Below are 23979 nucleotides of genomic sequence, written 5' to 3'. Positions count from 1 at the left end.
GGATGCGGACGCCACGTCCCGGCCGGCCCGCGTTGTCGGCTTAACGCCATACAATCGTTTCGTTTGTCAGATATCCGTCTCATAACCTGCTAGGAGCATTATGTCAGGTCATTCCAAGTGGGCGACCACCAAGCACAAGAAGGCCGCCATCGACGCCAAGCGCGGCAAGCTCTTCGCCAAGCTCATCAAGAACATCGAGATCGCGGCCCGCATGGGCGGCGGCGACCCGGACGGCAACCCGTCCCTGTACGACGCCATCTACAAGGCCAAGAAGGCCTCCATGCCTGCCGACAACATCAAGCGCGCCGTCAAGCGCGGCTCCGGTGAAGAGGCCGGCGGCGCCAACTACGAGGACATCGTCTACGAGGGCTACGCCCCCGCCGGCGTCGGCCTCATCATCGAGTGCCTGACCGACAACCGCAACCGCGCGGCCGCCGAGGTCCGTTCCACCCTGACCAAGGGCAACGGCTCCCTGGCCACCTCCGGCTCCGTGTCCTTCAACTTCGAGCGCAAGGGCCAGATCGTGGTCCCGTCCGAGGGCGTGGACTTCGACAAGCTGTTCGAGGCCGCCGCCGAGGCCGGTGCCGAGGACGTCCAGGATGACGGCGAGGTCTTCACCGTCGTCACCGATCCGTCCGACGTGCACACCGTGCGCCAGGCCCTGGTCGACGCCGGTTTCGAGTACGATTCCGCCGATCTGGTCATGGCCCCGAAGAACGAGGTCGAGCTCTCCCTGGAGGACGCCCGCAAGGTCTCCAACCTCATCGACAAGCTCGATGACCTCGACGACGTGCAGAACATCTACTCCAACTGGACCGCCTCCGACGAGGTCATGGCCCAGCTGGACGAGGAGTAGTCCGCACGTGATCATCCTTGGCGTCGACCCCGGGCTCACGCGCTGCGGGGTCGGCGTGATCGAAGCCGGCGCCCACCGCCGGCTTTCGTTTATCCACGTGGACGTCGTACGCTCCTCGCCGGACGTGTCGCAGGACCTGCGCCTGCTCGCCATCTACAACGGCCTGGTCGAGAAGATCGAGACGTACGCGCCCGACACCGTGTCCATCGAACGCGTGTTCGCCCAGTCGAACCGCAATACGGTGCTCGGCACCGCGCAGGCGGCGGGGCTCGCCATGCTCGCCGCCGCCCAGCGCAACATCCCCGTGGCACTCCATACGCCGACCGAGGCGAAGCTCGCCATCACCGGCAACGGCCACGCGCAGAAGATCCAGATCGAGCGCATGGTGACGCGCATCCTCAACCTCAACACGATGCCGACGCCGGCCGACGCCGCCGACGCGCTGGCGCTGGCGATCTGCCACGCCCTGCGCCCGGCCGGCGCGCTGCAGGGCGGCGAACGCGAGGAACATCTCACCCCGGCGCAACGCCAATGGGCGGAGGCATCCAAGAAGGCGACGAAACGCCGGTTCAACGCCGACCGCGGCATGTGACCGGGTCGCGTTATCCCGCATGATGGTGTACACTGTCGAACAGCTGTTCGAAAGGAGTCGCCGTGATTGGTTCGTTGACAGGCATGGTCGAGACGGTCGACGCCTCGTCCGCGCTCATCGAGGTCGGGGGAGTCGGGTACGAGGTGCGCATGCCCTCCGCCGACCTGTCGCGTGTGCATGGCGGCATGGAGACGCGCGTGTACACGTATCTCAACGTCTCGCAGGACGCCATCACCCTGTACGGGTTCCTCGAACCGGCGGCGAAACGCACGTTCCTGCAGCTGCTCAAGGTCTCCGGCATCGGGCCGAAGGTGGCATTGTCGTTGCTGTCCACGCTGAACCCAAACCAGCTCGCCAAGGCCGTGGCCGACAACGACGCCGCAGCCCTCGCCAAAGCCCCCGGACTGGGCAAGAAGGGCGCGCAGAAGATCATCCTCGAACTCAAGGGATCGATCAATCTCGAAGACATCGAATCCGGGGCCGCCGCCGTCACCACGGCCCAGCCAGAGGACAAGGGCTCGCTGCAGGTCGTCGAAGGTCTCATCTCGCTCGGCTGGCGGCAGCAGGACGCCGAACACGCCGTGCGGGCGGCGTGCGCGGCCAACGGCATCGCCACGCCGCTCGCCGCGGAGGACGTGCCGCGCGTGCTCAAGCTCGCGTTGAACTCCTTGGACCGCGGCATCTGACATGACGACACTTGACGAAGGACCGGAGGTGAACGGATGAACGAACCCTACATCAGCGGAACGGTTACGGAAGGCAACGAGAACATCGGCGCGAACGAGGAGTCGCTGCGCATGGTCTCCTCCCAGCCGGTCGGCAACGAGCCGGTGAGCGACGAGGAGCTGCGACCGCACGTCCTCGACGGGTTCATCGGCCAGCCCAGGCTCAAGGCGCAGCTCCAGCTGTTCCTCGACGCGGCGCGCAAACGCGAGGTTCCGCCGGATCATATCCTGCTTGCTGGCCCTCCCGGCCTCGGCAAGACCACGTTGGCGATGATCGTCGCCAATGAGCTCGGCGTGCCGATCCGCATCACGTCGGGCCCCGCCATCCAGCATGCGGGCGATCTCGCCTCCATCCTCAGCTCGCTCGACGCGGGGGAGGTGCTGTTCGTCGACGAGGTGCATCGTCTGCCGCGCGCCGCCGAGGAGCTGCTGTACATCGCGATGGAGGACTTCCGCGTCGACGTGATGGTCGGCAAAGGCCCCGGCGCGTCCTCCATCCCGCTCACCTTGCCGCGGTTCACGATGATCGGCGCGACCACGCGCGAAGGCATGCTGCCCTCGCCGTTGCGCGCGCGTTTCGGCTTCACCGCGCATCTCGACTTCTATCCCGTCGACGAGCTGGAGAAGCTCGTCGAACGCTCCGCCACCGTACTCGGCCTCGCCTTGGAGGAGGGGGCGGCGCACCAGCTCGCCCTGCGCTCCCGAGGCACGCCGCGTATCGCGAACCGCCTGCTGCGCCGCGTACGCGACTGGGTAATCGTCCACGACCTGCCGTCGGCGGGGCCAGACGACGTCAAGGAGGCGCTGGCACTCTACCAGATCGACGCCGAAGGATTGGACCGTCTCGACATCGCCGTGCTCAACGCCATCGTACGCAACTTCAACGGCGGGCCGGTCGGCCTCAACACGCTGTCCGCCATGGTCGGCGAGGAGTCGGAGACCGTGGAGACCGTGTGCGAGCCGTATCTCGTGCGCGAGGGCTTCCTCGTGCGCACGCCGAAGGGCCGCGTGGCCACGCAGAAGGCTTGGGACCATCTCGGCATACGGCCGAAAGATGATGTTGTCAACAAGCTTTTCTAGACTTCAGAAGTTGGACTAGTCGTTTCCGATCGGAAGGAATTCCCCTCAATGGATGCCAATATGCTTTTCATCGTCGTGCTCGTCGTGGTCATGGGCGGCATGATGTGGTTCCAGTCCAAGAAGAACAAGGAACGCCAGCAGCAGGTCAAGGACTTCCGCGCCAACCTCCAGCCCGGCACCGAGGTCATCACCATCGGCCAGATCATCGGCAAGGTCGTGTCCGTGGACGAACAGTACGAGGAGATCGTCATCGACTCCGAAGGATCCCTGCTGCGCTTCTCCTACAGCGGCATCGCCAAGGCGTACGAGCGTCCAGCCTTCGTCTCCGACGACGAGGTGGATGAGAACGGCAACCCGCTGCCCCAGGACGATGCCGCCGAGAACGCCTCCGGCGACGAGGCCCAGGTGGACGTCGACGCGTCCGTCGAGCAGAACAACGCCGAGGCCGAGACCGCCGAAGCCAAGAAGGCCGACGACGAGAAGAAGGTCGAGTGATCATGGCCGGCAACGACATCACCACCCGCGATCTCGACAAGGTGGGCTCCGAGGACGCCGCGTACCTCGTGTCCCTGATTCGTTCGGTTCCCGGCTTCCCGAAGGAAGGCATCATCTTCCGCGACTTCATGCCGGTGCTCGCCGACCCGCGCGGCCTCGACATCCTGTTGCGCGCGCTCGAAGCCGCGCTGCCGGTCCCGGCCAATTCGTTCGATGCGGTCGCCGGCCTCGAATCCCGCGGATTCCTGTTCGGCCCGTCCCTCGCCCATCATCTCGGCAAGGGCTTCATCGCGATCCGCAAGGCGGGCAAGCTGCCGCCGGAGACCATCGGCGAATCCTATGATCTCGAATACGGCACCGCCAGCGTCGAGATCGAGACGTCCGCCGTCAAGCCGGGGGAGCGCGTGCTCATCGTCGACGACCTGATCGCCACCGGTGGCACGGCCAAGGCCGGCGCCGACCTCATCGAGAAGGCGGGCGGCGCGATCGCCGGATTCAGCTTCGTCATGGGCCTCGAAGGCCTCGACGGCCTCGACAAGCTCGGCGACGTCCCCACCTCGACGCTCATCTCCATGCCGGCCTGAAAACCGGCGTAATGGTTTTCGGCCGTCACCACAGCCCATCACGGGCATGGTGGCGGCCATGTCAATAGTCAACAGTCACAAGCAGACGGAAGAGTCATGGATCTTTACGAATACCAGGCGCGAGAGCTGCTCGAGGAGCAGGGCATCCCCACTCCGAAGGCCATCTACGCGCAGAACTCCCATGAGGTCGCCGAAGCCGCCGAACGGCTCGGCTACCCCTGCGTCGTCAAGGCGCAGGTCAAAATCGGCCATCGCGGCCAGGCCGGCGGCGTCAAGCTCGCCAAGACGCGCGACGAGGCGATCCTCGAAGCCGAGGACATCCTGCCGATGACCATCCACAAGCACAAGGTGAACGGCGTGCTCGTGGCCGAAGGCAAGAACATCCTCCACGAGTACTACGTGTCCATCTCCGTGGACCGCACCTCCCGCGACTACGACGTGCTCGCCACCGCCAACGGCGGCACCGAGGTCGAGGAGATCGCCAAGGAGCATCCGGAGGCGGTCAAGCGCCTGCACATCGAGGCCCTCGACGACTTCGATCTCGCCGCGGCCACGAAGATGGCCGAAAGCATCGGCTTCTACCATGCGGACGTCGACCAGGCCGCGCAGATCCTGCTCAAGATGTGGAAGTGCTTCAAGGAGAATGACGCGACGCTCGTCGAGATCAACCCGCTCGCCAAAATCGGCGACCCGGACGACGAATCCTCGAAGAGCCTGTGCGCGCTCGACGCGAAGATCTCCCTCGACGACAACGCCGCCTTCCGTCACGACGGCTGGAAGCGTTTCGCCGACCCGCTCGCCAACGACGAGTTCGAACGCCGAGCCAAGGACCACGGCCTGCACTACGTGCACCTCAACGGCCAGGTCGGCGTGATCGGCAACGGCGCGGGCCTCGTCATGAGCTCCCTCGACGCCGTCTCCGGCGCCGGCGAGGAGCAGGGCACCGGCATCAAGCCCGCCAACTTCCTCGACATCGGCGGCGGCGCCTCGGCCGAGGTGATGGCCGCCAGCCTTGAGATCGTCGTCTCCGACCCGCAGGTCGAATCCGTGTTCATCAACGTCTACGGCGGCATCACCTCCTGCGAGCAGGTCGCTAAGGGCATCCTCGAGGCGATCGACACGCTCGGCGGCACCAAGCCGATTGTCGTCCGCTTCGATGGCAATGCGGCTGCCGAGGGTCTCGCCATCCTCGCCGAATCCAACAATCCGAACGTTCACGTCGCCAAGACGATGGAGGAGGCGGCGCATCAGGCCGCCCGCATCGCGGCCGACGCCATCGCAGCCAAGGAGGCCAACTGATATGACGCTCTTCATCGAAGACGACGCGCCCGTCATCGTGCAGGGCATGACCGGCCATCAGGGCATGACGCACACCGCGCGCATGCTCAAGGCCGGCACCAACATCGTCGGCGGCGTCAACGCCCGCAAGGCCGGTCTCGACGTCACCTTCCCCGCCGCGCGCGACGGCGAGGACGCCACCATCCACGTCTACGCCTCCTGCGCCGAGGCGCGTGAGGCGACCGGTGCCGAGGCGTCGGTCGTGTTCGTGCCGCCGCGTTTCGCCAAGGACGCGGTCGTCGAGGCGATCGAGGCGGGTATCAAGCTCATCGTCGTGATCACCGAAGGCATCCCGGTCGCGGATTCCGCCTACTTCGTCGAACTCGCGCTGCGCCACGGCGTGCGCATCGTCGGACCGAACTGCCCGGGCCTCATGACGCTCGCCTCCTCCGATGAGACGCACGGCGTGAACCTCGGCATCATCCCCGACGGCATCGTCGGACGCGGCCCGCTCGGCCTCGTCTCCAAGTCCGGCACGCTCACCTACCAGCTGATGGGCGAGCTGAGCGACATCGGCTTCACCTCGTGCCTCGGCGCCGGCGGCGACCCGATCGTCGGCACCACGCTGCTCGAAGCGCTGCAGGCGTTCGAAGCGGATCCGAACACGAAGGCCGTGATGATGATCGGCGAGATCGGCGGCAATGCCGAGCAGGATGCCGCCCAGTGGGCGGCCGAGCACATGACCAAGCCGGTCGTCGCCTACATCGCCGGTTTCACCGCCCCCGAAGGCAAGCAGATGGGCCATGCCGGCGCCATCGTCTCCGGCGGCAAGGGCACCGCGAAGGACAAGAAGGAGGCGCTGGAGGCGGTCGGCATCCGTGTCGGTCGCACGCCCGGTCAGGCCGCCGACATCATGCGTGAGGTGCTTGCGGGTATCGAACGGTGAATCGTCCCGTAGTAACCTCGAAACGCATCTCCGCGCTGCTCAAGGGCGGGCTCACCGCCCTTGGGGCGATGGCCCTGTACGCCGTTTCGCTCGGCTGCTTCATCGCGTTGATGCTGTTGGTCATATCCATGGAGGAGGGCGGCGAAAGCCTGCCCTCCTCGGCGTTGCCCCTGACCGAGACCATCGTGCTGCTCAGCCAGGGGACCGGTTTCACCGCCGGTTCCATCGTCGTGGGTGTCATGCCGCTGCTGCTCACCCTGCTGCTCGTCGCGTTGGTCGCGCAATGCGCGTCACGTGCCGACGCGGGGGCGTTGGGTTGGGTGAGCGGTCTGGTCGTATGGGTCGCGCTCAATCTGATGCTTTCCGGCGGCACCGGTGTGGAGCTGCATGATACGCCGGCGGTCATAGCCGCGAAAACGGCATGCGTGTGGACGATCGGCTATGCGTTCGCGGCCGTCCCCGGCTCATCCGTCATGGCGAACGTCCGAAGCCGGTTGAACGAACGGATCTCGCCGCGGGCGCGCCGCATGGCGACGCTCGTCGGCGCCGTCACCGGCATGCTGTCCGCCGTGTTCCTCGTGACGGCCCTCATCGTCACGATCGTATGGGTCGTGCGTGGCTGGAGCGCCATGACGGCTCTGTTCGAATATGACGGGATGGAGAACGGGTCCCGCATCCTCACCACCATCTCCTCGCTCGCATGGCTGCCGAACCTCGCTGTGTGGGCGCTTTCCTGGGTCGCCGGCGCCGGCTTCCATATCGGCGAACTCGGGTCGTTCACCATGTGGGTGGGTCAGTCGGCCGGTCTGCCGCCGCTGCCGGTGTTCGGCCTCATGCCCGAGGCGATTGCGGACGACCGTGTCCGCATCGTCCTGCAATGCCTGATACCCGCGTTCGCATCCGTCATCGCACTGCTCGTCATGCTGGTGCCGGGGCCGATGCGGGTTCGTCCCGTCAGGCCGGCGGACGGCTCCGACGCCGCGAAACATGCGGTCGTCACCATGGCCTGCCATCTGGTCGTTCTGGTTCTCGCGGGAATCGTGACGGTCGGCGTCTGGTGCGGCTGCTTCGCCCTGTCGGACGGCGCGCTCGGCGCGCACAGGCTCTCCCATGTGGGCGTCGACATCCCGCAGTCCACGCTGCTCGTCGCCCGTTCCATCGCGTTCGGATTCGGCGCGGCATGGCTTGCCGTGGCGGTGGTGTTGTCCGCCGTCTACGGGATACACTGGATTGTCGGACGTCATGCGGCCCGCGTCGCGCAAACCGCGTCGGAGACGGTGGAACGGGTCTCCTCATCCTCGGATGGCGACGCGGACCATGCCGTGCCCGCGGCTCCGGGTGACGAGGAACCCAAGGCCCGTGACGACGACGCGTCGGCTCGCGGCCGTGGAGGCGCCAAGCCCCGATCCATCCGGTCCGAACGGGCCGTGCGCTCGGAGACGTTCGAACGCACCGCCGCCGTGCGGCGCGCACCGCGCACCGTACGCTCAGACAAGCTTGACCAACCAACCAAGGAGGAATCCGATGACAACAACGAATCGTCCGATTAAGCGGGCGCTGGTCTCCGTCTTCCACAAGGAAGGCATCGAGGTGCTCGCCGAGGCCTTCGTCAAGGCCGGCACCGAAGTGGTGTCCACCGGCTCGACCGCAAAGCGTCTCGCCGAACTCGGCGTGCCCGTCACCGAAGTGAGCGAGGTCACCGGATTCCCCGAGTGCCTCGACGGCCGCGTCAAGACCCTCGACCCGCATATCCATGCAGGCATCCTCGCCGACATGACCAACCCCGACCACGCCGCCCAGCTGGAGAAGTTCGGCATCAAGCCGTTCGACCTGGTCGTCGTGAACCTGTACCCGTTCGCCGACACCGTGCGCTCCGGCGCCGACGAGGCGGCCACCATCGAGAAGATCGACATCGGCGGCCCGTCCATGGTGCGCGGCGCGGCGAAGAACAGCGCCACAGTCGCCATCGTCACCGATCCGGCCGACTACGCGCTCGTCGCCGCCCGTGTGGAGAACGGCGAGGGCTTCAGCCTCGAGGAGCGTCGCTGGCTGGCCGGCAAGGCGTTCGCGCACACCGCCGCCTACGACGCGACGATCAACGAGTGGACCGCGAAGCACTGGCCGAAGCCCGCCACCATCGACGAGACCGACCATGACGACGAGGGCCAGCCGGTCGACGACGCGAAGTTCCCGGCCGCGTTCACCCGCACCTGGGACCGCTCGCACACGCTGCGCTACGGCGAGAACTCGCACCAGCAGGCCGCGCTCTACCTCGACCCGCTCGACCAGACCGGCTTCGCGCACGCCGAGCAGCTCGGCGGCAAGCCGATGAGCTACAACAACTACGTGGACGCGGACGCCGCCTGGCGCGCCGTGTGGGATCTCGCCCCGTCCATCGCCGTGGCCGTCGTCAAGCACAACAACCCGTGCGGCCTCGCCATCGGCGCCACCGCGGCCGAGGCGCACCGCAAGGCCCACGCCTGCGATCCGGTGAGCGCGTACGGCGGCGTCATCGCCTGCAACACGACCGTCACCCTGGAGATGGCGGAGAGCGTGCGCCCGATCTTCACCGAGGTGATCGTCGCCCCAGCCTACGAGGATGCGGCGCTCGAACTGCTGAAGACCAAGAAGAAGAACCTGCGCATCCTCAAGGTGGCCGAGCCGCCGAAGGGTCACACGCAGTTCCGCCAGATCGACGGCGGCCTGCTCGTGCAGGACATGGACCTCATCAACGCCACGGGCGACGATCCGGACGCGTGGAAGCTCGTCTCCGGCGAGCCGGCCGACGCCGACACGCTCAAGGACCTCGTCTTCGCGTGGCGCGCCATCCGTTGCGTCAAGTCCAATGCGATCCTGCTCGCGCACGACCAGGCGACCGTCGGCATCGGCATGGGTCAGGTCAACCGCGTCGATTCCTGCCATCTGGCCGTCGAACGCGCCAACACGCTGGCGGACGGCGCCGACCGCGCCACCGGTTCCGTGGCCGCGTCCGACGCGTTCTTCCCGTTCGCGGACGGTGCCGAGACGCTGATGAACGCCGGTGTGAAGGCCATCGTGCAGCCCGGCGGCTCCATCCGCGACGAGGAGGTCATCGAGGCCGCGAAGAAGGCCGGCGTGACCATGTACCTGACCGGCACCCGCCACTTCTTCCACTGATCGACGGACAGGCATGAAGAACCATCCCTTCGTCTCCGAAGCCCATGAGGGCAAGCCGTGGTTCGAGTGGATCGTCGCCGCGCTGGTGGTCGTTTCCGGCGTGCTCGCGGTCCTCGGATACACGATGGCCGCCACGGTGCTGATCTCCGTGACGGCCATCGTGACCGGGCTCGTCCGCCTCATCATGCGCGAACGCAGCCCCTGGAAGGTGCGGTCAGTCGCGTTCGACTCCTTCATCGGCATCTGCCTTGGCGTCGGACTGCTTGCCACCTACTTCAGCGTGTACGGCATTCCACTGTGACGTGGCGGATTCGTCCGCCTCGTCGTCCTCGTCGGCCGTCGTCTCCTGCGCATCCTGCGCGGAGTCGGCGGCCTCGTTGTATGTGGTGAGCTGCGCCGGATCGTCGCCCTTCGCCTTCGGGGCGGCGATCATCTGCTGGAGCACCATCACGAGAGAGACGAGCGCGGCGGCGAGGATCGGGCAGATCCAGAACACCCACAGCTGGCTGAGCGGCTCGACCTGGAGCTTCTGGTTCTGGGCGAACAGCGCGATGCCGGTGGCGCGCGCCGGATTCAGCGCGGCGCCGGTGACCGGGAAGGCGACGGCGGCGCCCACCGTGTAGGACACGCCGGTGGCCAGCGCGTAACGTCGCGTGCCGTAGGTAGCCATGGCGGCGCCCACGATGAGCAGCCCGGCGACGAGTTCGACGGCGATCGCCTGGGTGATGGAGAAGTTGAGACCGTACTGGGTGAGCGTGCTGTAGGCGACCGAACCCTTGTCGAAGCCGTTGACGGTGGTGGTCAGCCACTGGGCGAGCGTGACGTTCTCGGAGGTGGGCAGCAGGAATTTGACGAGCATGCCGGCGAGCGTCGCGCCGACCACTTGGAAGACGATGTAGAGGATGCCGTCCACGAGCTTCGTGCGGCCGGTCACCATGGCCGCGACCGTCACCGCCGGGTTGAACTGGCCGCCGGAGACGCCGCCGAGCGCGAACACCGCGGCCGCGTAGACGAGGCCCGTGCCGAGCGCGATGTACGCGAGGTTCAGCTGGAAGACGATCGAGCCGAATGTGCTGAACACGTAGATGGCGAAGCAGATCAGGAAGGTGCCGACCAGCTCGGCCCCCACGCGAAGCGGCCACGGCTGTTCCTTCGTGATGTTCTGTTCAGATGTCATGTGTTTTCCTTCGATTCTTGTTCGGAGTTGTTCCGGGGGCGCGGCCCGTCGGAGCACTGACAGTCTAGCAGTAGCACATCGGGCCGTATCCGGGGGGTACGGTACCATATTCAGGTTGGAAATACCCCTAGGCCACGTTGGGAGAACGATGCCAAACGCATATTCCCGCGCCATGAAAGCGCACGAAAGCAACAACGAAGGAATCCGACTGCAGAAGATCCTCGCACAGGCCGGATTCGGTTCCCGCCGCAAGTGCGAGGAGATGATCACCGAAGGACGCGTCGAAGTGGACGGCGAGCTCGTCACCGAGCTCGGCACCCGCGTCGACATGTCGCGCCAGCAGATCCGCGTCGACGGATCGCGTGTGCGCATCAACCCGAACCACGTCACGCTCGCGCTCAACAAGCCGCGCCGCGTGCTCTCCGCCATGGACGATCCGAAGGGCCGCTACACGCTGGCCGACATCGTCGGCGACAAGTACGAACGCATCTTCCACATGGGACGTCTCGACTACGATTCCGAGGGTCTCATCCTCATGACGAACGACGGCGAGCTGAGCCAGCACGTCATGCACCCCAAGTACGAGGTCGAGAAGACCTACATCGCCACGGTCGAAGGCAAGCTGTCCGGCACCGTGTGCCGCCGTCTCGTCAAGACCGGCGTGCAGCTGGACGACGGCTGGATCAAGCTCGACCACTGCGCGATCATCGACCAGAAGCGCGACGCGACGATCGTCAAGGTCGTGCTGCACTCCGGCAAGAACCGCATCGTGCGCCGCATCTTCGGCTCGATCGGCTTCCCCGTCAAGCGCCTCGTGCGCACGCAGATCGGCCCGATCAAGCTGGGCGAGCTCAAGTCCGGTTCCTACCGCGTGCTCAGCCAGACCGAGGTCCGTTCCCTGTCGAAGGCGGTGGGTCTGTGATTCGCGTCGCCATCGACGGGCCCGCCGGCGTCGGCAAGTCGTCGACGTCGAAGGCGCTGGCCAAGTACTACGGTTTCGCCTACCTCGACACGGGTGCCATGTACCGCGCCTGCGCGTGGTGGTGCCTGAAGCAGGGCATCGACCTCGACGCCGAGCAGGTCGACGAGCGTGTCGTCACCGAAGCGGTGGGCGAGTTCTTCACCGGCGACCATTTCGACATCTCCGTCGATCCGGACGCCCCGGCCGTGAGCGCCGACGGCGAGGACATCTCCGAGGCGATTCGCTCCTCCGAGGTCTCCACGCACGTGTCCAAGGTGTCGAACATCATTCCGGTGCGCAACGTGCTCATCGCCGCCCAGCGCGCGTACATCGCGCGAGAGGCGGACAAGGAGTCGTTCTCCGGCGGGCTCGGCATCGTCGCGGAGGGCCGCGACATCACGACCGTGGTCGCGCCGGACGCGGAGGTGCGCGTGCTGCTCACCGCCCGCGAGGAGGTGCGCCAGGCGCGCCGCACCGGCCAGGCGGCCGGCGGCGTGGGCGCGGAGGACGTGGCAGTGCGCGACCGTATGGATTCGCGTGTCACGAACTTCACGACCGCCGCGGACGGCGTCGTCACCGTCGACAATTCCGACATGGACTTCGCGCACACGCTCGACACGCTGATCGGGCTCGTCGACGAGGCCATCGAGGAGCAGGAGTACGCGCGCTACGCCGCGAACCTCGAAGGCTACGAGCTGGACGAGGGCGACGAGGCGCTGATCGAGGGCCGAGGCGCCGGCGAGACGTCCGGCAGGCCCGGTCCGAAGCAGGTGGGCGTGCTCGCCGTCGTGGGGCGCCCGAACGTCGGCAAGTCGTCGCTCGTCAACCGCATCCTCGGCCGTCGCGTCGCCGTCGTGGAGGACACTCCCGGCGTGACGCGTGACCGCGTGAGCTACGACGCGGAATGGTCCGGCACCGATTTCAAGCTCGTCGACACGGGCGGCTGGGAGGTGGATGTCGAGGGCATCGACTCCGCCATCGCCTCGCAGGCCGAGGTCGCCGTGAACCTCGCCGATGCGGTCGTGCTCGTCGTCGACGGGCAGGTCGGTATGACCGACACGGACGAGCGCATCGTGAAGATGCTGCGTGCCTCCGGCAAGCCGGTCACGCTCGCCGTGAACAAGGTCGACGATCGTGAGAGCGAGTATCTCGCCGCCGAATTCTGGAAGCTGGGACTCGGCGAGCCGTATGCGATCTCCGCGATGCACGGCAGGGGAGTGGGCGACCTGCTCGACGCGGCGCTCGACTCGCTGCGCAAGGCGGAGAAGACGTCCGGCTATCTCACGCCGTCCGGCCTGCGCCGCGTGGCGCTCGTGGGACGCCCGAACGTGGGCAAGTCGTCGCTGCTCAACCAGCTGGCCCGCGAGGAGCGCACGGTCGTCAACGATCTGGCCGGCACCACGCGTGATCCGGTCGACGAGGTCATCGACATCGACGGCGAGGACTGGCTGTTCATCGACACGGCCGGCATCAAGCGCCGCCAGCACAAGCTCAAGGGCGCGGAATACTATTCGTCGCTGCGCACGCAGGCGGCGATCGAACGCTCCGAGCTGGCGCTCGTGCTGTTCGACGCGTCCGTGCCGATCTCCGATCAGGATCTCAAGGTGATGAGCTCCGCCGTGGACGCGGGCCGCGCCATCGTGCTCGTGTTCAACAAGTGGGACGCGATGGACGAGTTCGACAAGCAGCGTCTCGAACGCCTGTGGGTCACCGAGTTCGACCGCGTCACCTGGGCGCAGCGCGTGAACCTGTCGGCGAAGACCGGCTGGCATACGAACCGTCTCGCCAAGGCGATGCGCGAGGCTCTGGAATCGTGGGACAAGCGCGTGCCGACCGGCAAGCTCAACGCGTTCCTCGGCCAGTTGCAGGCCGCTCACCCGCATCCGCTACGTGGCGGCAAGCAGCCGCGCATCCTGTTCGCCACGCAGGCTTCGACGCGCCCGCCGCGTTTCGTGATCTTCGCGACCGGCTTCCTCGAGCATGGCTACCGCCGCTACATCGAGCGTTCGCTGCGTGAGGAGTTCGGTTTCGAGGGTTCGCCGATCCAGATCTCGGTGAACATCCGCGAGAAGAAGAAGCGTAAGTAGGCAGGTCGTCATGGTCCGGTGGCTCCCTTATAGGAGGTGCCCGGCCCATGTGCGCCAATGTAACGGGGCCCGCACGGTATCTGAACCGTGCGGGCCCCGTTACATTGCATCGGCCATGGTGTGCGGAGGGGGACGACCCGTATCCGTGATACGGTGTACCCATGTGCACGCTACGTTGCGCCTCGTCTCCGGACAACAACGCTCCGGTGTATGCGCCCGGGTTCGTTTGACGGACCGATGAACGAACGACCCCGGTCATCGTGACCGGCCATCAAGGATGATTACAGGCGAACAGGAGCGACATGAATCGAATCAGGATGTATATCGACGGGGAATGGCTGGAGTCCGAATCCGGCAGGACGACGGACATCATCAACCCGGCCAACGGACGAAAAGCGGCGGAGATGACGAGAGGGACCGCCGACGACGTGGCCGGAGCCGTCGCCGCGGCGAAGGGGGCGTTCGAGCCGGGGTCCCCGTGGCGAAGCCTCTCCGCCGACGAACGGGCGGAACTGATGGTCAAGGCCGCCGAGCTCATCGAGAAGCGGGCCGAAGAACTGGCGGTCGCGGAGACCAACAGCATGGGCAGGGTGTATCGGGAGACCCGCTACGACGACGTGTACGCCGCGAGCGGCGCGTTCCGCTATTACGCGGGTCTAATCCACGAGCTGCAGGGCGCGGCCTCGGTCGAGAACGGCGACATGATGACCGTGACGGTCCGCGAGCCTCTGGGCGTGTGTGCGGTGCTCGCGCCGTGGAACTATTCGATGGGCACCATGGCCGCCGGCATGGCGCCCGCATTGGCCGCCGGCAATACGGTGGTGATCAAGCCGTCCTCCCTATCGCCCGTCGCCACGGCGATGATGGTCGAGGCCATGGCGAAGGCGGGATTCCCCGCCGGTAGCGTCAACATGGTGCTCGGTTCCGGATCGGAGGTCGGCACGGCGCTGTCGGAAAGCGTGGACGTGGCCAAAATCACCTTCACCGGAGGCACCGCGACGGGACGGGACATCATCGCGCGGTCCGCGACGAGCGTGAAACGCTACGCGATGGAGCTTGGCGGCAAATCGCCGTTCATCATCTTCGATGATGCGGATCTGGATGTGGCGGTGGACCGGCTCATGTTCGGCATCTTCCTGAGTCAAGGCCAGGTCTGCATCGCCGGATCCCGTCTGCTCGTGCAGGACACCGCCTATGAGCGTGTGACAGCCATGCTGAAGGAGAGAATCCCGAAAATCCGCATCGGCATGCCGCTTGATGAGAACACGGAGTTCGGTCCGATGGTGTCCAAGCGGCATATGGAGCGTGTACTGGACTACATCAGGATCGGCCGGGAAGAGGGTGCCAAGGTGCTTGTCGGCGGCCGTCGGATCACCGAAGGCGCGTTCGGCGACGGCTATTTCGTCGAGCCGACGGTGCTCGTCGACTGCGATGAGCATATGCGTGTCGTCAACGAGGAGATCTTCGGCCCGGTGCTCACCGTGCAGACCTTCACGGACGAGCAGGAGGCCATCCGTCTCGCCAACTCGACCGGCTACGGTCTCGCCGGTGGAGTGTTCACGCGGGATATGGGACGTGCCCTGCGCGTGTGCTCCGCCGTGGACACGGGCATCATGTGGGCGAATACGTATATGGAGGAGACGCCCGGCATGCCGGTAAGCCCGCATAGGCAGAGCGGCACGACCGTGGACGGCGGCCTCGACGGGCTCAAGGAATACACCGTGCTCAAGCAGATCAATCTTGCGATGACGCCGACGAAATCCGACTGGTTCACCGGCATGGTTTCCGAGGGAAAGGACAACCGATGACGAACCGGCGCCGCATCTTCCATGACATCATCAACCGTAAATCCGACGCTCCCTACCTCGTCAGTGCATGGCAGCATCTCGTCGACCATGAATACGGTGCCGAGGAGTTCGCTTCGGCGGAAATCGACTTCGTACGCCGTTGGGATTGGGATTGGGTGAAGATCAATCCGCGTGCCATCTACTGTGCGGAGGCGTGGGGGTCCGAATACGATTCCGACGATTACGAGGGCTTCATCGTGCCCAAGCGGATCCGTTCGGCGGTCGTCGTACCCGACGACCTGCGCGGCATCAAGGAGTTCAACGCCGCCGACAACGAGGTGCTCGCCGAGATGATCGCCGCATGCGCGCTCATCCGCGGGGAGTTCGAGGATCGCGCCGTGCTGCAGACCGTCTTCTCCCCGTTGAGCGCGCTTCTGGATATCGCCGACATGCCGGTGTATCCGGGTGATGACTATGCCTCCAGCACGATGACCATCAAGGAGCTGTTCTTCGATCAGCCTGATGTGGCCAAGCTCGCTCTCGCCAACATCGCCCACACGTTCGCCTCCTACGCCCGGGCATTGGTTCTGCCGACCAGTGAAGGAGGCGCCGGACTCGACGGCATCTTCTACGCGGTCAGCGGCACGGTCAGCAACGATTATTTCGATGCGGGCCGCTATCAGGAGTTCTCCGCCCCGTTCGACCGCATTGTTCTCGATGCGGTGCATCGCGCCAACCCCGACGCGGTCGTCGTCCTGCACACGTGTCTCGACCACTCGCATCCGAACTGGTTCGATGTGCCCGGCGTCGATGCGGTGCAATGGGATCAGTATCTGCCGGGCAACCCGAAAGCGGACGCCGGCTTCACCGCGATACCGGTCGCCGGGCCAAGCGATGTGTTGTTCGCACCGGACGGCGACATCGATCAGTTGCGTCGTGAACTTGCTGAGACGCTGACCCTGCGTCAGGGGCGGCCGTTCCTGCTGGCTCCCAGCTGCACGGTCCTGACGCCGGCATCCGACGAGGCCCTCGGAATCATGGCCGCCGCCCGATCCGTCTGAGCCTGTTCGTCTCGAATCTGGTGCGGCTCGTTCCCGCCGCCGACATCATGGCCGATTCGTGCCTGACGATTCCGTCACAATGCGAATCGGCCATGATGTCGGCGTGCATGATTCCCGCACCGGTAGGGGAGCGGCCACGGTGATCACCGTATGGGAATGGCGACCGGCGCATCGTCCGTCAAGTATCCTCATCCATTTGACAGACCGACCGACGGTCTGTATGCTGTCGGAAGACGGAGAACGAAAGGTGGACCACATGGCACGCAATGCACATCCCGAGGAAACGGAACGACGGATTCTGGACTCCGCCCGCAGGCTCTTCGCTGAGAAGGGCTACGAGAAGACGTCCATCCAGGACATCCTGAACGACCTGGGTCTTTCCAAGGGCGGCCTCTACCATCATTTCAAATCGAAGGAGGCGATTCTCGACCAGCTGAACGCCGACGAGTGGGCCGTCACCTCGCGTCTCCTTGGCGAGCTCATCGGGCGCAAGGACATGAGTGCGCTCGAGAAGCTGCGCGCGCTCATCGCCTCCGCCGTGGACGATCCCGAACATCTGGATCTCGTCCGCTCCCAGCTGGCGCTTCTCAAGGATCCCGCGTTCTTCACCGCGAACATGCGTTTCTGGGCGATGAAGCTACCGCAGTCCTTCCGTTCGCTCATCGACATGGGCGTGCAGGACGGTTCCATTCCCACGGAGTATCCCGAAGAGGCGGCGCAACTGCTCTCGCTTCTCTGCAATTACTGGCTCATGCCCTGCTTCTATCCCGTCGGAGGCGACGACATGGAACGACGCATCCGCTGCCTCGACACCATGCTCGACGCCATCGGCGTGCCGGTGTTCGACGAGGAGCTCGTCTCCCGGGCAGTCAAGGGCCTCACGGCCCTGACGGAGGAGAGGGGAGCGGAGTCCGTATAGGCGGCGTACCCGAGTGTGCCATCTCGGCCACTCTGCTGACTCAAGTGGCGGGACATTCCCACGTTCTTATGTCTTGGTGACATTTTCATCATCACAACAGACCGACGGTCGGTTTGAATAGATGGCCGTAATCAATCAACAATCAACGGAAAGGAATCCACGATGACGAACGCATCCGAACATACGACCCAACTGCAAAGGGGACAGGTCGCGGATCCTCTTCACGCACGCGACTTCTACCTGCTCGTCGCCGGCCTCGGCATCTCGCTCTTCGCCAATCTCATGCTGCGGTTCGCCATGTCCATGTGGGTGCTCGACGAGACCGGATCGGCGGCAGCGTTCGCCTCCATCCTCACCGCGAGCATCCTGCCCACGATCCTGCTTTCGCCTCTCGGAGGCGTGGTGGCGGACCGCACGAATCGTAGGACCGTCATGGTGATGCTCGACGCACTCTCCGCCGTGACAGTGATCGCCTGCGCAACGGTCTTCTCGACCATCGGCTTCAATCTGGCGGCGATAGCCGTGATGCAGGTGGTGCTCGCCGTGCTCGACGCCATGGAGACGCCCACGGTGCAGGCGGCGTTGCCGCAGATGTTCCGCTCACACGGTGAGGACGTGATGCGCCGCGCCATGGCCGTGGTGAACGTGGTGAACCAGACGAGCACGCTCGTGCCGGCCGTGCTCGGCGGTGTACTCTACGCGGCGGTGGGCGCCATGCCCATGATGGGCGTCACGGTCGTGGGATTCGGCACGGCCGCTGTCGTGGAGTGCTTCATCCGTCTTGACGCGCCTGAGCGCTGTGATGATGGACGGGCCTCCGCTCTGGACGATCTGCGCGCGGCCGGATGTTTCCTCACGCACGAACGTCCCTACGTGCTGCATCTGGTGTTGATCTGCGCCGCGCTCAACTTCCTGTTGACGGGCTATGCGGAGGTCGGTTTCCCGTATATGGTGCGGACCGTGCTGGGATTCGGTTCCACGACGTACGGTCTGGCATATGGTCTCGTGGGAGCGTCGGGCCTGCTCGGCGCGCTCGTCGGCGGACGGATTGCGAAGTCGCTTGCCATGCGGCGATTCCCAACGTCGATCGCCGCGTTCGCGCTCACCATCCTGCCCCAGGCGCTCGTCATGGCGCTTCCCGCCGGCGATGGAGTGCGACTCGCGGTGCTCACGGCGAGCACCTGCGGAACCATGGTCGCCATCACGTGTGCGAACCTCATCGCCGTGCCGGCGATCCAGATGGACTGCCCGGAGACCATGACCGGCAAAGTGATGTCGCTCGCGCTCTCCGCGAGCATGTGCGCCCAGCCTCTCGGACAGATCGCATACGGCTGGGCGTACAGCGCCTTCCCGGCGGGAGCGGTCCTGGCGATGACGTTCGTGCTGGCCGCTGCGATGCTGCCACTGGTCGCACGCGTGACGTGGCGGTTCTGAGCCCAGCTCGTTCATCGGGATCAATCATGGGCGTCTTCGCGCCGCTCACTCGGCCGTGGTGGGCGTTCCTCCGTTGACCACGCACCAAAGGCCGTACACGACAATATCACGGATATTGTCGTGTACGTCTTCTTCCGAACGACGCCCCGTGGCGAATTCGATGACAACCGGTGCTTACGGAAGCCATCGGATAATAATCGGATAATTCTGCGTCAGGCGTCCTGCATGCTGCGGTAGCGGTTTTCGAGGCCTTCGCGCAGGACTTCGCTGTAGTTGATGCCGTGCTGTTCGCCGAACGTGTCGAGCCACGCGGGGATGGTGACGTTCTTGCGGACGCTTTTCTTGCCGTATTTGGCCGCGTAGGCGTCCATGTCCAGCGAGATGAGGGTGACGATGCCGTCGGGCTGGTCGGGTTTGACGTCGGCGATGTTGGTGGCATGGGGTTCGTGGCGGCCTTCCTCGAGTTCTCCGAGGACCCAGCCGCTGGCGGCGTCCACGGCCATATCGAGGGCTTCCGGGAGGTTACGGCCTTCGGTGACGAGGCCGGGCATGTCGGGACAGAGCACGGTGTATCCGCCGGGGATTCCGGACGGGTAGAGGACCACCGGGTAGACGAGTTTCATTTGATCCTTCTTTCGTTGATGCCGGCTTGTTCCCATATGGATTTGACGGTGAACGGCGCAAGGTCTCCGTTGTGCTTGGGGACGGTCACTCTTCCGGGTTTGTCCGGGTGCGTGTACTGGCAGTGGCTTCCGCTTTGCGAGTAGAGCCGCCATCCGTCCTTGCGGAGAATCTTCTCGATTTCCTTGAACCTCATACCCCCATCACTATACGCATTATGCGTATTGTTGTCAATGGTCGGAACTGATCGACATGACAAGCGTCAACACCTCACGGATGCCGAACTCCCCGGCATCCAGACGCCGCGACGGCCCATGGCTCATCGCCGACGAACTCAATCACCGCCAAGACCGTCCATGGATGACCGGCCACCCGGCGACGGATCGAAAACTAAGGAGACCGACATGGCACACGTGTTCATCACGGATCGATGGCTGAAGAATGACGACAAAGGAAATCCACCCACAGCCGCCATGCGGCGGAGTCTCGCGAACTCACGCGACCCGATGAAGGCGAAGGTGCCGGAAAAGCACCGCACCACCGTGTACGGAAGGTTCGGCCGGTGGCGGTGCCGCTGGTACGTGACTGACCAGACGGGACGGCGCAAGGAGAGGTCTCGCACGTTCGCCAGACTGGCGGACGCGGAATCGTTCCAGGCCGCCATGGAGGACGACATCCGGCGCGGCCGCTACCACGATCCACGGCTCGGACGACGCACGTTCGCGCAACTCGCGGCCGAGTGGGTCGCGTCGAAGGTGAACGTGAAGGCCAGCACCCTCAAGCGCTACAGGAGGGAATTGCGCGTGTACGTGCTGCCGAAATGGGGCGGCATGGCGGTCTGCGACATCACCACGCGAGACATACAGAAGTGGGTGTCGCTCCTGCCGAAGGGCGGCTACCCGGCCGAACTGCCGAGCGGCCGCAAGCCGCGAGCGTTGAAGCCGCGCACCATCCGCAGCGTCGTACGCATCGTCATGGGCGGCGTACTCGACCATGCTGTGGACGAGGGATGCATCACCGCGAATCCCATGGGCAAGGTCGTCACTCCGAGAACCGCGGACGAGGACGACGACATGGTGTTCCTCACCATCCCGGAAGTTGAGAAGCTGGCCGACGCGGCCGGCGAGCGCAACCCGCTGGACGCGCTCATCATCCGCTGGCAGGCGTATACGGGGATGCGCATCGGGGAGACGTTCGCGTTGCAGGTGCGGGACCTGGATCTGCAGCGGCACAGGGCGCGCGTGCGGCACACGTGGACGGACGGGGAGGATGGACTCACGTTGGGCACGCCGAAGAGCGGGAAGGCGCGCACGATCGTATTCCCGCAATTCCTCCTCGAGGAAGTGAAGGCGTTGTGCCATGGGATGGATGGGGAGCGGTTCGTGTTCCGCGCGCCACGCGGGGGAGCGTTGTCGATGAACAACTGGCGGTCACGCTCGTGGACGCCGGCGTTGCGACACGCTGGCATGGAGAACGATGGCGTCCGTATCCATGACCTGCGACACACGTATGCGAGCATAGTCATCGCGGCGGGTTGCGACGTGAAGACGCTGCAGTCGCAGCTGGGGCACGCGTCGGCGACGATCACATTGGACACGTACGCCCGGTTGTGGCCGGAACGGCTGGATGAGATCGCGGACGCGGTGGGACGCGCGAGGTCGACGGGATTGGCCGCGGATAGGAGAGGTGATGCGGTCATCGGATAAAATCGGATAAACCGGACTCCGGCCGGAAAACGAAAAAGCCCGGAATCGTTGAGATTCCGGGCTTTCTGGTCGGACCAGCGGGATTTGAACCCGCGACCCCTTGACCCCCAGTCAAGTGCGCTACCAAACTGCGCTATGGTCCGATGCTGCATTTGCAACAGTCGAATAATTTACCAGATGATTCCGGAAACGCAACTCGGCGTGTCTCCTTCGCTCCGGACCATGCACCGGACCGCCAAGAGACAAGAGAGAACCATGCACGCCCCGCGCCTTCGAGCACCTTCGAACGCCTTCGAACGCTTGCGTCATCCATGGCATGGGGAATATCCTTAGACAAAAGAAGGGAGGCTGTCATGTCAGAACCCAACCCGACAGCACCTCAGGCGCCGTTGCCTGAATCATCGATTCCCCAATCGTCTCCGGCTACGCCGGCCGCACCGGCGCCGGAACCATACAACGCATACGCGCAACAGCCCTATGGCACTCCGGCACCGGAACCGCAGCCGTATCCGATGGGGGAGTACGGCCAACCCGCATACCCGCCGCAACCGCAACCACAGGCCGTATATCCGTACCCGCCGCAGCAGCCCGTCCCGCAATACGGCGCACCCTACGGCTATCCGCAGCCGGGGTATGTGAATCCGGCGGACAGCGGATCGTTCGGATGGGCGGTCCTCGGTTTCTTCGTTCCGGTCGCCGGACTCATCCTGTGGCTGGTGTGGAAGGATCAACGCCCACGCGACGCCACGATGGCAGGCAAAGGCGCACTCGTTTCGGTCATCGTCTGGGCGGCGTTCGTCGTACTGTACATCATCTTCGTCATCGTGATCATCGTCATCGGCATATCCGCGGCCTCCGCCGCGGCGATAATCGCCTGACCGCCGTCGACGTACGGACGTTCAGGGCGCGACCGGAACGCAGGTCTGCGGAAAACCTGACGCGAAAGCGTGCGTATCAGCCGACCGGTCACCATCGTTCACCGTATTTACATGCCATGTTTCCACACATGGGCGTCACACCCTTCCGCCATCCGGTAGACTGGTCGTCTATCGAACAAGTCATGAAGGAGAGGCAGTTGTCAGACGTATTCGACAAGTCCGCCGCGAAGATGCGCGAGCACGGCATGAGTGAGGTGGCCATCAGCCAGTTCAAGCACCTGTACGACGTGTGGCGCAACGACGAGGGCTCCACATGCATCCGGGAGCGCGACGTCGAACCGCTCACCGGCGTGCAGAGCTTCCATGACATCTACGAGACGATCGACCATGACAAGGCCGTGGACGCGTTCGCCAAGACCGCGTTCCTGAAGCTCAACGGCGGCCTCGGCACGTCGATGGGTCTCGACTGCGCGAAGTCCCTGCTGCCGGTGCGCCGCCACAAGGCGAAGCAGATGCGGTTCATCGACATCATCATCGGCCAGGTGTTGACCGCCCGCACGCGTCTCGGCGTCGAGCTGCCGCTCACGTTGATGAACTCGTTCCGCACCTCGAAGGACACGATGAAGGTGCTGCATCACAACCGCAAGTTCCATCAGGAGAGCATCCCGATGGAGATCGTGCAGCATGTGGAGCCGAAGATCGACCTAGCCACCGGTGAGCCGGTCTCGTTCCCGCAGAACCCGGATCTCGAATGGTGCCCGCCGGGGCACGGCGACCTGTACTCCACCATCTGGGAGTCCGGACTGCTCGACAAGCTGGAGGAGCATGGGTTCAAGTACCTGTTCATCTCCAACTCGGACAATCTCGGTGCGCGTCCCTCCCGCACGCTCGCGCAGTACTTCGAGAACTCGGGGGCGCCGTTCATGGTCGAGGTGGCCCGCCGAACCGAGGCCGACCGCAAGGGCGGCCACATCGTGCGCGACCGCAGGACGGGCCGTCTCATGCTGCGCGAGATGAGCCAGGTGGCACCGGAGGACAAGAAGGACGCGCAGAACATCGACAAGCACCCGTATTTCAACACGAATTCGATCTGGGTGCGCGTCGACGCGTTGAAGGCCCTGCTCGCGGAGCATGACGGCGTGCTGCCGCTGCCGGTGATCCTCAACCATAAGACCGTCGATCCGACCGATTCGTCCACGACGCCGGTCCTGCAGCTGGAGACCGCCATGGGTGCCGCCATCGGCCTGTTCGAAGGCGCCATCTGCGTGCAGGTCGACCGCATGCGGTTCCTGCCGGTGAAGACCACCGACGACCTGTTCATCATGCGGTCGGACCGTTTCCACCTCACGGACTCCTATGAGATGGAGGACGGCAACTACATCTTCCCGAACGTCACACTCGATCCGCGCTACTACAAGAACATCCACGACTTCGACGAACGGTTCCCGTACAACGTGCCGTCTCTGGCGGCCGCGAACTCGGTGACCATCGAGGGAGACTGGACGTTCGGCCGCGACGTCGTCCTGTTCGCCGACGCGAAGCTGGAGGACACTGGGGAGGCGCGCTACGTGCCCAACGGCGAATACGTGGGACCGCAGGGCGTCGAACCCGACGATTGGATCTGAAACGGAAAAAA

Annotated in this window: 23 protein-coding genes and 1 tRNA gene; 20 read left to right on the top strand and 4 right to left on the bottom strand. The window is 65.0% G+C overall.

From position 1 onward, the window contains the following. Positions 1-100: 100 nt before the first annotated feature. The 11 genes from BSTEL_RS06020 (at position 101) to BSTEL_RS11760 (ending at position 10013) form a co-directional block, all read left to right on the top strand. A complete protein-coding gene (locus BSTEL_RS06020; protein WP_034528304.1) occupies positions 101-856 on the top strand; it encodes a YebC/PmpR family DNA-binding transcriptional regulator in 756 nt (251 codons plus the stop codon). Positions 857-863: 7 nt separating this feature from the next. Continuing rightward, the gene (ruvC, locus tag BSTEL_RS06015) at positions 864-1448 is read left to right on the top strand and encodes a crossover junction endodeoxyribonuclease RuvC (RefSeq protein WP_034528302.1); all 585 of its coding nucleotides are present in this window, start codon (positions 864-866) and stop codon (positions 1446-1448) included. 62 nt (positions 1449-1510) lie between these two features. Next, entirely contained in the window at positions 1511-2134 is a 624-nt protein-coding gene (ruvA, locus tag BSTEL_RS06010; protein WP_034528300.1) for a Holliday junction branch migration protein RuvA, read from the top strand. A 36-nt stretch (positions 2135-2170) separates the two neighbouring features. Continuing rightward, positions 2171-3253: a Holliday junction branch migration DNA helicase RuvB gene (ruvB, locus tag BSTEL_RS06005; protein WP_034528298.1), complete on the top strand. Its 1083-nt coding sequence runs from the start codon at positions 2171-2173 to the stop codon at positions 3251-3253. A gap of 48 nt (positions 3254-3301) precedes the next feature. Further along, positions 3302-3748, top strand: a complete 447-nt coding sequence (locus tag BSTEL_RS06000; protein WP_034528296.1) for a preprotein translocase subunit YajC — start codon at positions 3302-3304, stop codon at positions 3746-3748. 2 nt (positions 3749-3750) lie between these two features. After that, positions 3751-4332, top strand: a complete 582-nt coding sequence (locus tag BSTEL_RS05995; protein ID WP_034528485.1) for an adenine phosphoribosyltransferase — start codon at positions 3751-3753, stop codon at positions 4330-4332. Positions 4333-4428: 96 nt separating this feature from the next. Next, positions 4429-5631 (top strand): ADP-forming succinate--CoA ligase subunit beta, encoded by a 1203-nt coding sequence (gene sucC / locus BSTEL_RS05990; RefSeq protein WP_034528294.1) that lies wholly within the window; start codon positions 4429-4431, stop codon positions 5629-5631. Position 5632: 1 nt separating this feature from the next. Next, a complete protein-coding gene (gene sucD / locus BSTEL_RS05985; RefSeq protein WP_034528292.1) occupies positions 5633-6556 on the top strand; it encodes a succinate--CoA ligase subunit alpha in 924 nt (307 codons plus the stop codon). Then, positions 6553-8106 carry a cell division protein PerM gene (locus BSTEL_RS05980; RefSeq protein WP_051922884.1) on the top strand — a complete coding sequence of 518 codons (1554 nt, stop codon included), beginning with the start codon at positions 6553-6555 and terminating at the stop codon, positions 8104-8106. The genes sucD and BSTEL_RS05980 overlap by 4 nt, the downstream gene beginning before the upstream one ends. Then, complete coding sequence (gene purH, locus BSTEL_RS05975) at positions 8081-9712, top strand: bifunctional phosphoribosylaminoimidazolecarboxamide formyltransferase/IMP cyclohydrolase (RefSeq protein WP_034528290.1); 1632 nt, start codon at positions 8081-8083, stop codon at positions 9710-9712. Before BSTEL_RS05980 ends, purH begins: the two co-directional genes overlap by 26 nt. Before the next feature lie 13 nt (positions 9713-9725). Then, entirely contained in the window at positions 9726-10013 is a 288-nt protein-coding gene (locus BSTEL_RS11760) for a DUF3017 domain-containing protein (protein WP_084686138.1), read from the top strand. Here BSTEL_RS11760 and BSTEL_RS05970 read toward each other — a convergent pair. Continuing rightward, positions 9927-10889: an MIP/aquaporin family protein gene (locus tag BSTEL_RS05970; RefSeq protein WP_034528287.1), complete on the bottom strand. Its 963-nt coding sequence runs from the start codon at positions 10887-10889 to the stop codon at positions 9927-9929. The two genes, BSTEL_RS11760 and BSTEL_RS05970, sit on opposite strands and share 87 nt — an antisense overlap. Positions 10890-11037: 148 nt before the next feature. Here BSTEL_RS05970 and BSTEL_RS05965 point away from each other — a divergent pair, with 148 nt between their 5' ends. The 6 genes from BSTEL_RS05965 to BSTEL_RS05940 all read left to right on the top strand — a co-directional run bounded on the left by BSTEL_RS05965 (position 11038) and on the right by BSTEL_RS05940 (position 19138). Further along, a complete protein-coding gene (locus BSTEL_RS05965) occupies positions 11038-11811 on the top strand; it encodes a pseudouridine synthase (protein WP_034528286.1) in 774 nt (257 codons plus the stop codon). Next, positions 11808-13937, top strand: a complete 2130-nt coding sequence (gene der / locus BSTEL_RS05960; protein WP_034528284.1) for a bifunctional cytidylate kinase/GTPase Der — start codon at positions 11808-11810, stop codon at positions 13935-13937. The genes BSTEL_RS05965 and der overlap by 4 nt, the downstream gene beginning before the upstream one ends. A gap of 302 nt (positions 13938-14239) precedes the next feature. Then, complete coding sequence (locus BSTEL_RS05955; protein WP_034528283.1) at positions 14240-15745, top strand: aldehyde dehydrogenase family protein; 1506 nt, start codon at positions 14240-14242, stop codon at positions 15743-15745. Continuing rightward, entirely contained in the window at positions 15742-16785 is a 1044-nt protein-coding gene (locus tag BSTEL_RS05950) for a uroporphyrinogen decarboxylase family protein (protein ID WP_034528282.1), read from the top strand. The genes BSTEL_RS05955 and BSTEL_RS05950 overlap by 4 nt, the downstream gene beginning before the upstream one ends. A 256-nt stretch (positions 16786-17041) precedes the next feature. Then, entirely contained in the window at positions 17042-17704 is a 663-nt protein-coding gene (locus BSTEL_RS05945) for a TetR/AcrR family transcriptional regulator (protein WP_034528281.1), read from the top strand. 162 nt (positions 17705-17866) lie between these two features. Beyond that, complete coding sequence (locus BSTEL_RS05940; RefSeq protein ID WP_034528280.1) at positions 17867-19138, top strand: MFS transporter; 1272 nt, start codon at positions 17867-17869, stop codon at positions 19136-19138. A 212-nt stretch (positions 19139-19350) separates the two neighbouring features. On the opposite strand, the gene BSTEL_RS05935 is transcribed toward BSTEL_RS05940, so the two are convergent. Next, positions 19351-19761 (bottom strand): type II toxin-antitoxin system HicB family antitoxin, encoded by a 411-nt coding sequence (locus BSTEL_RS05935; protein ID WP_034528278.1) that lies wholly within the window; start codon positions 19759-19761, stop codon positions 19351-19353. Further along, a complete protein-coding gene (locus BSTEL_RS05930) occupies positions 19758-19955 on the bottom strand; it encodes a type II toxin-antitoxin system HicA family toxin (RefSeq protein WP_034528276.1) in 198 nt (65 codons plus the stop codon). Before BSTEL_RS05930 ends, BSTEL_RS05935 begins: the two co-directional genes overlap by 4 nt. A gap of 208 nt (positions 19956-20163) precedes the next feature. On the opposite strand from BSTEL_RS05930, the gene BSTEL_RS11755 reads away from it, so the two are divergent. Beyond that, positions 20164-21465 (top strand): tyrosine-type recombinase/integrase, encoded by a 1302-nt coding sequence (locus tag BSTEL_RS11755; protein WP_162178984.1) that lies wholly within the window; start codon positions 20164-20166, stop codon positions 21463-21465. A 66-nt stretch (positions 21466-21531) separates the two neighbouring features. Here BSTEL_RS11755 and BSTEL_RS05920 read toward each other — a convergent pair. Continuing rightward, a tRNA-Pro gene (locus BSTEL_RS05920) sits at positions 21532-21608 on the bottom strand. Positions 21609-21818: 210 nt separating this feature from the next. Here BSTEL_RS05920 and BSTEL_RS12565 point away from each other — a divergent pair. Beyond that, the gene (locus tag BSTEL_RS12565) at positions 21819-22343 is read left to right on the top strand and encodes a hypothetical protein (RefSeq protein ID WP_202962070.1); all 525 of its coding nucleotides are present in this window, start codon (positions 21819-21821) and stop codon (positions 22341-22343) included. 230 nt (positions 22344-22573) lie between these two features. Then, on the top strand, positions 22574-23968 hold the full coding sequence (locus BSTEL_RS05910; RefSeq protein WP_420796393.1) for a UTP--glucose-1-phosphate uridylyltransferase: 1395 nt from the start codon (positions 22574-22576) through the stop codon (positions 23966-23968). Positions 23969-23979 lie beyond the last annotated feature (11 nt).

Origin of the sequence: Bifidobacterium stellenboschense (assembly GCF_000741785.1) — a bacterium.
In the GTDB taxonomy this organism is placed as follows: Bacteria; Actinomycetota; Actinomycetes; order Actinomycetales; family Bifidobacteriaceae; genus Bifidobacterium; species Bifidobacterium stellenboschense.
Note: the sequence above shows the minus strand (reverse complement) of the source record. Positions and strands in the feature narration are given on the sequence as shown.